Origin of the sequence: Clostridium boliviensis, assembly GCF_033342255.1 — a bacterium.
Taxonomy (GTDB): Bacteria; Bacillota; Clostridia; order Lachnospirales; family Lachnospiraceae; genus Lacrimispora; species Lacrimispora boliviensis.
In genome coordinates, this window is record NZ_JAWONS010000011.1 from 1 (window position 1) to 12,911 (window position 12,911).

A 12,911-nucleotide genomic window follows, 5' to 3' on the forward strand; every position below is an offset into this window, starting at 1 on the left:
TAAATGCCCGAAACCAGAGCCATGTCCTGTATGCCAGGAGTGTCTGATTAAACCAGGAGTTATCTGCGGATGTATCTGGGGGTGCTGCTGCGGTGGATTCCATGATTGGGATGTGAAATTATACAAGAGATGTCATGATACGGATACCTTGTTATTCTGTGCCCGGATTAACGTATGCGGCTGTTTTGAATTTGCAGTACCTTATGAAGGGTGTTATATCTTAAAAGTAAGGCTGGCTGAAAATTGCTCCAATACATTCTGGTGCAAACCAATCATTACATTGAATAATATCGGTGTAGCAAGTTTCATGATTGATTAATAAGTCAGACTGCCGCAAATGGGAATCACTCATTTGCGGCAGTATTTTTATAAAATGGAACCAATTTTATGATTTTACAGCCCAGCGTAATTTGGCACACTTTGCACGTCCGTTGGAATTACGTTCCTGTGCAGAGGGGCGGATTGCTTCAGGAGCAATCTCTTTATAGATCCCTTTCCGGTAGTATTGCTGAAAGGATTTTTTAACCAGCCTGTCTTCGCCGGAGTGAAAGGTAAGAATGGCAACACGTCCGTCCTCGGCCAATGCAGCAGGCAGTTTCTCTAAAAAATCATATAACACTTCAAATTCATTATTCACATCAATTCTCAATGCCTGAAAACATCTTTGACAGGATTTTTTTATTTCGTTGTTCCTGTCTTTTTCTGAAATAAACTGTAATGTATCTTTTATAATTTTCTGGAACTGGGATGTAGTGGTAATCTCTTCCCCTTTTTTAATCGCCAGACAGACAGCACGGGCGATCTCTTCGGCATAAGGTTCGTCCGAATTCTCTAAAAGCATGCCGTATAATTCGCTTTCTGAAATGGTTTTCAGCCGTTTTGCGGCAGAGATGCCTTTTGAAGGGTTCAGACGCAGGTCCAAAGGCCCCTCAGTCTTAAATGAAAACCCTCTTTCCGGATTGTCTATCTGCATGGATGATACACCTAAATCAGCCAGGATAAAATCAAGAGGTCCTGATTCCGGAATTATCTGATCTATATTGGAAAAATTTGTTTGTCTGATTGTCAGTATCTCCGGACCATAGCCCAGGTTTTCCAGGCGCTCCTGTGTTCTGGGTAATTCGATGGGATCTACATCGGTAGCAAATAAATGCCCTTTAGAATTCAGACATTTCAACATCTCTAACGTATGGCCGCCGTAACCTAAGGTTGCGTCTAATCCAGTCTGTCCAGGGGTGATTTTTAAAATCTCAAGTATTTCTTTTACACAGATGGAGCGATGCATGCCGGCAGGAGTATTGCCCTTTTGTATTACCTTTGCTACAGTATCAGAGTATAGCTCTGGGTTCAGTTCTTTATATTTATCCTTAAAAGCCTTTGGGTGAGTTCCTTTATACCTGGGACGCCGCTGATGTTTTTGTTCCTGATTATCCATTTTAATTCCGCCTTCATTAAATATCTTTTTTGTTTCATCTGATAACATGATATCAAAAGCATGCCATAATAGCAAATGGTTAATTAGTAAGGAATTTAAAAATTATATCATTGATCGGATTTATGAGAACAGAGCTATTAGTTAGCATAAAAGTATAAAAATAATATCCTCCACCGGGGCTTGCCGATAAGATATAATGTTTTATAATTGTACTTAGTATTAAGTAAAATTATGAAAGGCTGGTAGGAAGATGCATATTCCAGACAATTATTTAAGCCCGTCAACGTGTGCCGCTATGGGGGCTGCTATGGTTCCCGTTTGGACGAAGGCAGTCAGAAAGGTGAAGGAAGAGATTCCTAAAGCAAAGATACCATTGCTTGGTGTAGGCGCGGCGTTTTCATTTCTTCTTATGATGTTTAATGTACCGCTTCCGGGAGGAACCACAGGACATGCTGTAGGAGGAACGCTTCTGGCGATATTAATGGGACCTTATGCTGCCTGTATCAGCGTTACGGTAGCACTGTTTATTCAGGCACTGTTATTTGGCGATGGCGGGATTCTTGCTTTTGGAGCTAATTGTTTTAATATGGCATTTATTTTACCGTTTTTTGGATATTATATTTATAAACTGATAAAAGATCATGTAAGGTCGGAAAAAGGAGAATACCTGGGCATTATTCTGGGATCTTATGCAGGAATTAATGTAGCCGCATTATGTGCTGCAATAGAATTTGGAATTCAGCCGCTATTATTTAAAGATGGTGCAGGGCAGGCACTTTATTGTCCTTATCCCTTTTCGGTCTCCATACCTGCGATGCTGATTCCCCATCTTCTGGTTGCAGGAATTGTAGAAGCCGTCTTTACAGCTGCAATTATTGTTTACATAAAAAAGGTATCTCTAGGTACATTTTACAAGGGAACCAGAGAAAAAACGAAAGCTGTATACGGTCTGGTAGCCGGACTGATCTGCTTTACTCCTCTGGGCCTTCTGGCAACAGGTACTGCATGGGGAGAGTGGGGCGCAGATGAAATTAAGGAGATTGTATCCGGAGGGAATGCATTGGGATTTGTCCCTCGCGGTATGAGGGAAGGTTTTAATTTTAATGCGGCCATGCCGGATTATGCTGTAAGCGGTCTGCCTGAAGTTGCCGGATATCTGTTATCTGCAGTTGCTGGTGTGGCAATTATGATCATTTTCTTTAAGATACTCAGTAATCTGAAAAAAGACAAGGCTGGAAACAACGTTGGATAGTGCAGAAAATAAGCCGGCTGATCTGCCGGATTGGCTTTTAAAAGATGAAAACTATATACCGTTAGCGGATAAGGATACTTTTGTTAATAAAAGTATCCTGTCTGTATTTAAGGTTATATCAAGAATAAAGAAGCAGGATTCACAAGGGGTAACGGGATCACGGATTCATGTACCTCTTCATGTTTTGGGTACATTTCTTCTTATTGTGCTGCTTTCGCTAACGAGAAGTTTTATATTTGTAATCATTATAAATGTCTGGCTGCTGGCGGTTTTAAGTATGACAGATTCAGAACGGCTGGTAAGAATCTTAAAGATGAGTGCAGGTGTTACCTTATGCACTTCTGTAGTAATGCTTCCGGCATTTATTCTGGGTAATACTTATAGCAGTATTATGATTACGACGAAGGTTTTTGCAACAATTACTGCAATGGGGCTGCTTTCCCACTCAGCAAAATGGAGTGCGCTTACGGAAGCACTGAAGAAATTTTATATTCCTGATATTTTTATCTTTATTCTGGATATTACGATAAAATATATATATTTGCTGGGGGAATTGTCGCTGAATATGTTTTACGCTTTAAGACTCCGGTCTGTTGGGAAGAACCGCAGCAAGTATTCGTCAATGGCAGGTATAACAGGATCTGTGTTTCTTCAGTCAAAGGAACTTGCGGAAGATATGTACCATGCTATGGAATGCAGGGGATTTACAGGTGAGTATCACATTAATAATAAATCAGTGTTAAAATGGCCGGATTATCTCTATATCGTGTTGAATATTGGCTTTCTAATACTGTTTATTTACTTCGGAAGGATGTAACATGATTGACTTGAATGATATCTGCTTTTCTTATTCGGATACAATTGCATTAAATCACATTAATCTCAGTATAAAAACAGGTGAGGCAATTGCATTAATGGGGGCCAATGGTTGCGGTAAGTCAACTCTGTTAAAACTGATAAATGGAATAATTTCACCAGACAGAGGCAGTTACCTGTTTCACGGTGAAGAAGTGACCCATAAAAAGCTTCAGGATACCAGATTCTCTAAACTCCTCCATCAGAGAATTGGATTCGTATTTCAGAATTCCGATACACAGTTGTTTTGTTCCAGTGTCTATGATGAAGTCGCTTTCGGACCGAGACAGATGGGGTATACGGAATCAGAGGTGGAGAGCAGGGTGAATGACTGCCTTGCTTTGCTGGGCATACAGGAATTCAGTAAAAGAACTCCTTATCATTTAAGCGGCGGAGAAAAACGCAAAGTTGCAATTGCGTGTGTGATGTCTTTAAATCCGGAGGTTCTTGTGCTTGATGAACCAATGAACGGGCTTGATCCTAAAACGCAAAGATGGCTGGTGGATTTTTTAAATAAACTGAACAAAGCGGGAAAGACACTAATAACCTCCACTCATAATCTGGAACTGGTACAGGAAATTTCCGAAAGGTCCATTCTCTTTGATGAAACCCATTCAATAGTGGCAGATGGGAAGACAGAAGAACTGCTCAAGGATGAAGAGCTTTTAAAAAGGGTAAATCTTGTGGATCAGTCCTATCATTTCCATGTTTGAGAAAATAGCAATAGATAGACTTGATAAGTTTTTCAGTCAAATATATAATAATTTGTATATTTAATAGAGTATGAAGTTGATTTAAAAAATAGTATAAGGGGATAGAGCATGAAAAGAAAAGTGATTTTATGTACAGTAGCAATTTTAACATTATGTTTTTCTACCGGTTGCCAAAAGCTAAAGGCTGAGAACATCCCTTTGGAGTCAGAAAGCACAAACGGAATCGAAGTTAATAATGAAACAGCTGGCGGCTCAAAAAGCGGAGACACAGAATCCGCTTCATCTGAGCCAGGGGTATCCTCCGGTTTAAATTTATCTCTGGACGAAAACCGGATCATACAGGATCAGTCCTTTCAGGTTGAGTTAAATGATTGGGGTGATGTGAGGTTTGTATCCTATGGTCCAGGGGCTGGTTCAGATTTTGAAGACGTCTCATTTTACCTGACAAAAGATAATAAGGTGGTTTTCTCATTCCCGTATTATGGAGAAAATAATAAAACCGACCAATATGCCGGGCTTTTTGACAGCGTGGAATCTGTGGCGTTCAGGGATGTAAATGGCGATAAATTAAAGGACGTAATCGTTATTATTAACTATATTTCCGGTGCCGGTCCTCAGGGTATGGAGGCTCGCCCTAAAGCCAGGATATTCCAGGCAGATAAAAAGGATTTTATTCTGGCAAAGGACTTGACAGATGACGTAAACGATCATATTGAAGAAAAAGATATGAGTATCGATCACATTTATGAGTATCTGAAAAATAAATAGCTGTTGATTTTTTTCAGGCTTTCTTTAAACAAGCGCCCCAGGTGTTCAAGGACACTTAGGGCGCTTGTTAATAAATTCAAGGGGTCAGGCATTCGCGTAATCGGCTGCGTTTCCCTGTATGAGTCTTGTTCCATTTCCCGTTTTTGTAATAATAATGTACTTTGTTTTCAACCTTGAAGGTCTTGGAGGCACTTGGAACATTCTTCAAGAAAATATGATTTTCAAAACGAATTAACAGCTTTCCTCCGGAAAAACCTGATCCGGAGGATTCTGTGAGGATAAAACCGCCCAATACATCTTCGCCAATTGCGTGTTTTGAAGCAAAAGATGAGATTATTGAACCTAATTTCTTTTTTAAGTTTTTGGCAGCAGTACTGGCACTGCCGCCAGAGCCTGCCTTATCAAGAGCAGTAAGCGTGGATTTCCCAGCCTTGCCGTCTATAGTAAGACTTCTGGATCTCTGAAAACCTCTAACCGCAGTATCGGTATTATTACCAAATTTTCCATCGGGAGTACCGCAGCTATGTCCTGCAGCATTTAATTTTCCCTGCATGGTCTTTACTCCTGCACTGTAACGAAGCTTGTCATCTTTCATATAATATCCGGTACCTGCAAGTAAAATAAAGCATTTTATATTTAAAAAATATTTTATTCCAGTTTACAAACTCCCCCCCTCCATTCTTTCTATTAACTAGATTTGCAGATCAATTGTTTCTCCGTCTATGCCGGCTAAGGGGGATCAGTTGAAATTAAAAATTATAGGAGGTAATGAATCATGAGTACAACAATTGCAAAATCGGTAGGTAATTCCAACCCCCTTATTGATCATCACTTAGGAGCGGATCCCTTTGCACTGACTTATAATGGAAGAGTATATCTCTATATGTCCAGTGATAATTACGAGTACAATCCGGATGGATCAATCCGGGAGAATAGTTTTAGTAATTTAAAAAGTGTTTTTGTAATATCATCAGAAGATATGGTGAACTGGACTGATCACGGTGCCATTCCTGTTGCAGGTGCAAATGGAGCAAACGGAGGACAGGGTATTGCAAAATGGGCAGGCGGTTCATGGGCGCCGGCTGCTGCTGTGAAAAATATCAATGGAAAGGACAAATTTTTCCTTTACTTTGCCAATGGAGGCGGTGGAATCGGCGTACTTACAGCGGACAGTCCCATAGGACCGTGGCGTGACCCATTAGGAAGAGCACTTGTCACGAGTAGCACACCTGGTGTTGCCGGTGTGGTATGGCTCTTTGATCCGGCTGTATTTGTAGACAGTGATGGAACTGGTTATTTATACTGCGGCGGCGGTATTCCCGGAGGTCAGAGACCGTCACAGTCCCAGATAGCAAATCCCAGGACAGCCAGAGTGCTCCGTCTGGGAGCGGATATGACAAGTATTGTGGGAAGTGCCGTCACCATTGACGCACCTTTCATGTTTGAGGATTCGGGAATTCATAAACTGAATGGAGTTTACTATTACTCTTACTGTATCAACTTTTCCGGCTCTCACCCAGGCAATATACCTGCGGGAGAAATCGGATACATGACCAGCAGAAGTCCCATGGGACCATTTACCTATGCAGGCCATTTCTTAAAGAATCCAGGCAGCTTTTTCGGAGCTGGCGGAAATAACCACCATTGTGTTTTCCAGTTTAAGAATCAGTGGTATGTGGTTTATCATGCCCAGACCGTAAGTCTGGCATTATACGGTTCCGGAAGAGGGTACCGTTCTCCCCACATCAATCCGTTGTATCATAACGGTGACGGAAGCATCCGTGAGGTTGCGGCAAACTACGCAGGAGTGGGTCAGCTTTCCAATTTAAATCCTTATAATCGGGTTGAGGCGGAAACCATTGGCTGGAACGGCAGAATCTTAACAGAGAAAAGCTATGCCTGGGGAGGTCCTGAAAACAATCAGAATGTAACCGGAATTCAAAACGGAGACTGGGTTGCAGTCGGTAATGCAGATTTTGGATCCAGAGGTGCCAGAAGCTTTAACGCAAACGTTGCCTCCACTTCAGGGGGGAAAATCGAGGTACGTCTTGACAGCGTGAACGGCAGGCTTGTAGGAACGCTGAATGTTCCCAATACCGGCGGTATGCAGAACTGGAGAACAGTGGAGACATCCATTAATGGAGCCACAGGCGTACATAAACTGTTCTTTGTATTTACTGGAAATGGATACGGAAACTTGTTTAATTTTGATTATTGGCAGTTTTCTTAAACGGAAAGGGGTTTTATTATGGAAGATGTAATGAAAGATGAGATGAAAGCAGCATGGCAGTCTGATAATGGAAACGGTACCTACACCAATCCAATTTTAAATGCGGATTATCCCGATATTGCGGCAATCCGGGTTGGTAGTGATTTCTATATGGTCAGCTCTACGTTTGTATCCTTTCCCAGCATACCAATTATGCACTCAAAAGATCTGATAAACTGGGAAATAATCGGATATGTTACAACAGATTTAAACGGAACCGGAAAATCCTATACGCTAACCAACAACTTTGAGGATTATGGACATGGATGCTGGGCTCCTACTATTGCATATCGAAATGGCGTTTATTATGTAGGGATTTATCAGGCGCAGGGCAGATTCATTCTGTGTACCGCCACGAATCCGGAAGGCCCTTACACAAAAACAGTATTTAACCGGGGATTTCATGATCCTGCACTGTTTCTTGACGATGACGGAACGGGTTATATCATTTCAGAAGCAAATGATGTGAGAATCAGCAGACTGAGCGGGGATTATAAATCTGTGGTTGACAGCAGAGTATCCACCCGTATCGAGGGTGCTACCGGAAGATATCTGGTGGAAGGAACCCATGTGATTAAAAAGAACGGGTTTTACTACATATTCCGAAACTCTACACCGCCGGAATCCTTTACCTATTGTCTGCGGTCCAGAAATATTTACGGGCCATATGAGACCAGAATTCTTTTAAATGGACCAAGTATACCAGGCGGAAGCCAGATTCATCAGGGAGGTCCCATTGATACCCCAACCGGAGAGTGGTGGTTCTATGTATTTCAGGATGGCGGCGGATTAGGCCGCAGAGATATTCTGTTACCTATGCAGTGGCAGAATGACTGGCCGGTTCTTGGCGACCCATCCACAGTCCGGAATGTAACAATCGCCGGAAAAAACTATACAATGGGCAATGTTCCCATTACCTACAGAAAACCCAATGTAGGTGCTTCCTATCCGGTTCGTACCATACCTGATACCGATGAATTTAATTCCCCTGTTCTGGGTGTTCAGTGGCAGTGGAATCATTATCCGGATAACAGCAAGTGGTCATTACGTGAGCGTCCGGGATACTTAAGGCTTCATGCGAAACAGGCAAATAACTTATGGAGAGCTGCCAATACCTTAACTCAGAGAGTACAGGGCCCTGGCTGTCAGGGAACCATCGAGCTGGATACTGCCAATATGGCAGATGGAGATCAGGCCGGACTCTGCCTCCTTAACATTCCTTATGGAACCATTGGTGTGGTAAAATCAGGGGGTGTGAAAAGGATTACAGCTAATATCAATGCAAAAGAAGACGGACAGGGAGTGATCACCAATGGTCCGGTGCTTTACAATCAGATTGTTTACCTGCGGGCGGATGCAGACCTTCTTACCAATAAGGCAGTATTCTCCTACAGTACTGACAATATTAACTTTAACCGTCTTGGCGGACAGCTGAATATGCCGTTCGACCTGGGATTCTTCCAGGGAGATAAGTTTGGTATCTATAACTTTAATACAGCTTCTTCGGGCGGATACGTTGATGTCAACTGGTTCCGTTTTGCTTCCTCAAGAGGAAGAACTTCAGGTATGGCAGAGACTGACGTTACAGCAGAGACTGTAGTTACAGTAGAAATGCTGGAAGCAGATATGGAAGCTGCCGCATCAGGGGGGGATGCAGCAATTAATCTGGCAGCGCAGAAACAGTTGATCAGGGGGTTTGGCGGAATCAACCATCCTGCCTGGATTGGAGATTTAACTGCAGCCCAAAGAGAAACTGCTTTCGGAAACGGAAATAACCAGCTGGGATTTACAGTTTTAAGAATCTATATAGACGAAAACAGGAATAACTGGAGCAGAGAGCTGGCAACTGCGAGAAAGGCAAAGGAAAAAGGAGCAATACTGTTTGCTTCCCCATGGAATCCGCCCAGTGACATGGTAGAAACGTTCACCCGTGACGGTGTGAAAGGGCAGAAACGGTTAAGACGCGATAAATACGCTGCCTATGCCCAGCATCTCAATGATTTTGTTTCTTATATGAGAAATAACGGAGCGGAGCTGTATGCCATATCTGTTCAGAATGAGCCGGATTATGCTCATACCTGGACCTGGTGGACTCCTTCCGAGATGCTGAATTTCATGAGGGATTACGCAGGATCCATTAACTGCAGGGTTATTGCACCGGAGTCATTTTCTTATATGAAAAACATGTCAGATCCAATTTTAAATGATTCCAGGGCACTTGCCAATTTGGATATCCTTGGAGCCCATCTTTACGGCACGCCTGAGAGCAGCTTTGCATATCCGCTGTTTAAGCAGAAGGGAGCCAATAAAGAACTCTGGATGACGGAGGTATATTATCCAAACAGCAACAATAACTCTGCAGATTTGTGGCCGGAGGCGCTTGAGGTTTCCTATCATATTCACAATGCCATGGTATTAGGAGAGTTTCAGACTTATGTGTGGTGGTATATCCGCAGGCAGTACGGTCCGATGAAGGAGGATGGTACAATCAGTAAACGTGGCTATAATATGGCTCATTTCTCCAAGTTTGTCAGACCTGGATACGTGAGAGTGGACGCCACCAGAAATCCGGCTTCCAGTGTCTATGTGTCTGCTTATAAAGGAGATAATAAGGCAGTAATTGTGGCGATTAATAAAAACACATATACAGTCAGCCAGAAATTTACATTCCAGAACGGAACGGGAGGTTCGGTTTCTTCCTGGATTACAGACGGAAGCAGAAATCTTGCAGCAGGCCCCGGTTACAACGTATCCGGGAACTCATTTACAGCTCAGCTTCCAGGCAGAAGCGTCACAACCTTTGTTACAAATCTAAGATAATCAGGTACATATAACAGAAATGAGGCAGGGTGCTTTGACAATCGGTCAGGGTGCCTTGTTTCACGCTTTTATTTCTTAAGTTATTTGATCTTATGTTTACTAGAAAGGAATGCGGTATTATAATACGTTTATATCAGGAAAATGAAAGGAGAAAGATGAAGAGAGAATTACCTTATTTCAGTATTGGAGATTCCTTTGGGGGAAATCAGGACTGGTTCCGGGATCCGATGATGCATTTAGGCGGCTGCGGAGCAGCAGCTGCATGTGATGTCTGCGTTAATCTGGCATTCCATCACAACAAAACTCATCTGTATCCATTTGAAATACAAAGACTTGACAAAGAAGCTTATATTAAATTTTCCGGCATTATGAAACCTTATTTAAGACCGCGATTCGGGGGTATCGATACCCTTGATATATTTATGAATGGTTTTAATCAATATTTAGAATACGTAAATGAGCAGAGAATACAGCTGTCCGGCTGTCCTGGTGATACTCCGGTAAAGGAAGCTGCAAATAAAGTGAAAGATCAGATTGACAGGGGAATTCCCATTCCCTTTTTACAGCTCCGGCATAGGAACGTTAATTTTAAGGATCTGGTATGGCATTGGTTTATGCTGGTGGGATATGAAGAATCTGAGAATGAATTTTATGTAAAAATTGCCACTTATGGCGGATTTCGATGGCTTTCTTTCAATGAACTGTGGGAGACTGGCTATAAGCGTAAGGGCGGAATGGTGCTACTGCAGGAGCCGCAGCCGCTGCATTAAAATTCAAGTGCCCCCTCTTTGATATAGGAGGAGGGCACTTATGCACTGCAAGAGAAAGAATCAGTGAAGTTTGTATGCCTCGCGGTATCCGGAAGCAACGGCCTGCTTAATTCTGCCGATGTGATTGGCATCACCGACCACAATCACGTTTTCAAATTCTTTTTTCAGTTCATCGGCCAGATGGTTATCTGGTTTTACCCCAAGGGAAAGTACAACGCCGTCAGCAGCCAGCTTCTTTTCATTTCCGTCTTTATCTTCTGTAACAACTCCGTCGGGTAAAATTTCAAGCAGTTTATGACCAGGATAATATTCTGGATTAGATGCACCCAGCTTTTTCTTAATATCAGTCAGCGGCTGCCAGTAGGCCCCTGGTCCTATTTCCTCTGCCATATCTACAATTTTCAGAGTATTTCCAGAACTTGCAAGCAGCTCTGCTGTTTCCATACCGGTCAGTCCGGAACCGATTACTGCGACTTTCTTATTTGAAAATGATACCGTTCCGCTGAGAATCTCCTCTGGTGTATAGACATTGGAACCATTCACACCAGGGATAGATCCGGGGATGACTGGTTTTGAGCCGGTTGCAACAAATACAGCATGGGGGGTGAGTTTTTTGATTTCCTCTGTAGTGGCGGGGGTGTTCAGCCGAACGTTTACACCCAGCTTTTTAAACATGTTTTCATAGTATTCACCCATCCAGCCCATTTTTTCTTTGCATGGGGGTTTTGAGCCAAGCCATACCTGGCCGCCAAGGTGATCGCATTTTTCAAATAATGTAACGTCAAAGCCTCTCTGGGCAAGCGTCAGTGCGGCTTCCATTCCTGCAGGACCGGCTCCGACTACGGCAACACAACGTCCATCTCCGTTGTTTTCCATGTCATTATAGAACCATTCCTGTCCGGTACGGGGGTTTACAGAACAGTTAATGCCGTCAAACATTGTTTCCATACAGTTAAGGCATGAGATACAGCGCCGGATCTCATTGGTGCGTCCGCTTTGGGCTTTATTGCACCATTCCGGGTCTGCTAACATTCCGCGTGCAATGGTCACTCCGTCTGTGCGTCCCTGTGCAATGATATTTTCCGCAAATTCGGGATTTCGGATTACCCCTACTGCAAACACGGGAACGTCGATTACTTTTTTAATCTCTTCCGCAAGATATACTTTCCAGCCTTCTGGATAGGATACTGGTTCCCAGGCTTCGTTCATAGTTTCATAAACACCTGCAGAGACATTTACAGCATCAATTCCAAACGGTACTAAATACTTAACAATCTCAATGGATTCCTCCAGTTTTAAACCTGTTTCGTTTTCTGGGATAGGGAATACAGAGCGCTCGAGAAATTCATCTGCTGATATTCTCAGCATAATTGGGTAGTCGCCAAGTCTCTCACGAATGCCTGTAACGATTTCCTGAATGATACGGGCACGTTTCTGAGGGCTGCCGCCGTATTTATCCGTTCTTTTATTGGTATAGGAGGAGAGGAACTGATTGAGTAAGTAGCCGTGGGCAGCGTGGATCTCAACTCCATCAATTCCGGCTTTTTTACACCGCTCTGCACCGTCTACAAACTGTTTTACAAGCCCTTCTACCTGTTCGGTTGTCATCTCAAAGCAGGGCCAGTTTATAAGCAGGCTTTTCACGCCGCTGGGGGTTGCGCACATACCGCCTGGTACTGCGGTCTGGCGTCCAGGGTGGTGAAGCTGAACGAAGATGGCTCCGTCATAGTAGTGAACTGCATCGGCAAGTCTGGCAAGATCGGGGATAAATCTGTCATCCGTAACAGAAGTCTGGCGGTCGCCCATCATACCATGTTCATCATTTACACGGGTTACTTCGTTAACGATCAGTCCGACCCCTCCCTTTGCACGGGCGGCATAGTATGCGATTTCCTTATCAGAGACCGTCTGGTCCGGATTTGCGGTCATGTTTCCCATTGCGCCCATTACTACGCGGTTTTTGATTGTTAAAGAGCCTATTCTTAAAGGAGAAAATAAATTTGGATAGTTCATAATAAATCCTTTCTGT

Annotated in this window: 11 protein-coding genes; 8 read left to right on the top strand and 3 right to left on the bottom strand. The window is 43.1% G+C overall.

The features are described 5' to 3' along the window. On the top strand, window positions 1-319 hold a 319-nt coding region (locus RZO55_RS00400; protein WP_318062324.1), incomplete at its 5' end, for a hypothetical protein. A 66-nt stretch (window positions 320-385) separates the two neighbouring features. Here the strand turns inward: RZO55_RS00400 and rsmH are convergent. Continuing rightward, window positions 386-1,435: a 16S rRNA (cytosine(1402)-N(4))-methyltransferase RsmH gene (rsmH, locus tag RZO55_RS00405; protein WP_318062325.1), complete on the bottom strand. Its 1,050-nt coding sequence runs from the start codon at window positions 1,433-1,435 to the stop codon at window positions 386-388. A 250-nt stretch (window positions 1,436-1,685) separates the two neighbouring features. Here rsmH and cbiM point away from each other — a divergent pair, with 250 nt between their 5' ends. The 4 genes from cbiM (at window position 1,686) to RZO55_RS00425 (ending at window position 5,023) form a co-directional block, all read left to right on the top strand. Continuing rightward, entirely contained in the window at window positions 1,686-2,687 is a 1,002-nt protein-coding gene (gene cbiM / locus RZO55_RS00410) for a cobalt transporter CbiM (protein ID WP_318062326.1), read from the top strand. Further along, a complete protein-coding gene (locus RZO55_RS00415; RefSeq protein WP_318062327.1) occupies window positions 2,680-3,504 on the top strand; it encodes an energy-coupling factor transporter transmembrane component T in 825 nt (274 codons plus the stop codon). Before cbiM ends, RZO55_RS00415 begins: the two co-directional genes overlap by 8 nt. Window position 3,505: 1 nt before the next feature. Next, complete coding sequence (locus RZO55_RS00420; protein ID WP_318062328.1) at window positions 3,506-4,255, top strand: energy-coupling factor ABC transporter ATP-binding protein; 750 nt, start codon at window positions 3,506-3,508, stop codon at window positions 4,253-4,255. 108 nt (window positions 4,256-4,363) lie between these two features. Continuing rightward, a complete protein-coding gene (locus RZO55_RS00425; RefSeq protein WP_318062329.1) occupies window positions 4,364-5,023 on the top strand; it encodes a hypothetical protein in 660 nt (219 codons plus the stop codon). A gap of 76 nt (window positions 5,024-5,099) precedes the next feature. Here RZO55_RS00425 and RZO55_RS00430 read toward each other — a convergent pair whose 3' ends face one another. Continuing rightward, window positions 5,100-5,618 carry a peptidoglycan-binding domain-containing protein gene (locus RZO55_RS00430; RefSeq protein ID WP_318062330.1) on the bottom strand — a complete coding sequence of 173 codons (519 nt, stop codon included), beginning with the start codon at window positions 5,616-5,618 and terminating at the stop codon, window positions 5,100-5,102. Window positions 5,619-5,798: 180 nt separating this feature from the next. On the opposite strand from RZO55_RS00430, the gene RZO55_RS00435 reads away from it, so the two are divergent. The 3 genes from RZO55_RS00435 (at window position 5,799) to RZO55_RS00445 (ending at window position 10,882) form a co-directional block, all read left to right on the top strand. Continuing rightward, the gene (locus tag RZO55_RS00435) at window positions 5,799-7,253 is read left to right on the top strand and encodes a glycoside hydrolase family 43 protein (protein ID WP_318062331.1); all 1,455 of its coding nucleotides are present in this window, start codon (window positions 5,799-5,801) and stop codon (window positions 7,251-7,253) included. 18 nt (window positions 7,254-7,271) lie between these two features. Next, entirely contained in the window at window positions 7,272-10,112 is a 2,841-nt protein-coding gene (xynC, locus tag RZO55_RS00440) for a glucuronoarabinoxylan endo-1,4-beta-xylanase XynC (protein WP_318062332.1), read from the top strand. A 155-nt stretch (window positions 10,113-10,267) separates the two neighbouring features. After that, window positions 10,268-10,882 (top strand): hypothetical protein, encoded by a 615-nt coding sequence (locus RZO55_RS00445; RefSeq protein ID WP_318062333.1) that lies wholly within the window; start codon window positions 10,268-10,270, stop codon window positions 10,880-10,882. A 60-nt stretch (window positions 10,883-10,942) separates the two neighbouring features. Here the strand turns inward: RZO55_RS00445 and RZO55_RS00450 are convergent, their stop codons facing one another. Then, window positions 10,943-12,895: an oxidoreductase gene (locus tag RZO55_RS00450; RefSeq protein WP_318062334.1), complete on the bottom strand. Its 1,953-nt coding sequence runs from the start codon at window positions 12,893-12,895 to the stop codon at window positions 10,943-10,945. Window positions 12,896-12,911 lie beyond the last annotated feature (16 nt).

Bases quoted from the DNA above. Each gene is read 5' to 3' on its own strand.
- RZO55_RS00445 (WP_318062333.1), top strand. From the start codon at position 10,268: ATGAAGAGAGAATTACCTTATTTCAGTATTGGAGATTCCTTTGGGGGA.
- cbiM (WP_318062326.1), top strand. From the start codon at position 1,686: ATGCATATTCCAGACAATTATTTAAGCCCGTCAACGTGTGCCGCTATG.
- RZO55_RS00435 (WP_318062331.1), top strand. From the start codon at position 5,799: ATGAGTACAACAATTGCAAAATCGGTAGGTAATTCCAACCCCCTTATT.
- rsmH (WP_318062325.1), bottom strand. From the start codon at position 1,435: ATGGATAATCAGGAACAAAAACATCAGCGGCGTCCCAGGTATAAAGGA.
- RZO55_RS00420 (WP_318062328.1), top strand. From the start codon at position 3,506: ATGATTGACTTGAATGATATCTGCTTTTCTTATTCGGATACAATTGCA.
- RZO55_RS00430 (WP_318062330.1), bottom strand. From the start codon at position 5,618: ATGAAAGATGACAAGCTTCGTTACAGTGCAGGAGTAAAGACCATGCAG.
- xynC (WP_318062332.1), top strand. From the start codon at position 7,272: ATGGAAGATGTAATGAAAGATGAGATGAAAGCAGCATGGCAGTCTGAT.
- RZO55_RS00450 (WP_318062334.1), bottom strand. From the start codon at position 12,895: ATGAACTATCCAAATTTATTTTCTCCTTTAAGAATAGGCTCTTTAACA.
- RZO55_RS00425 (WP_318062329.1), top strand. From the start codon at position 4,364: ATGAAAAGAAAAGTGATTTTATGTACAGTAGCAATTTTAACATTATGT.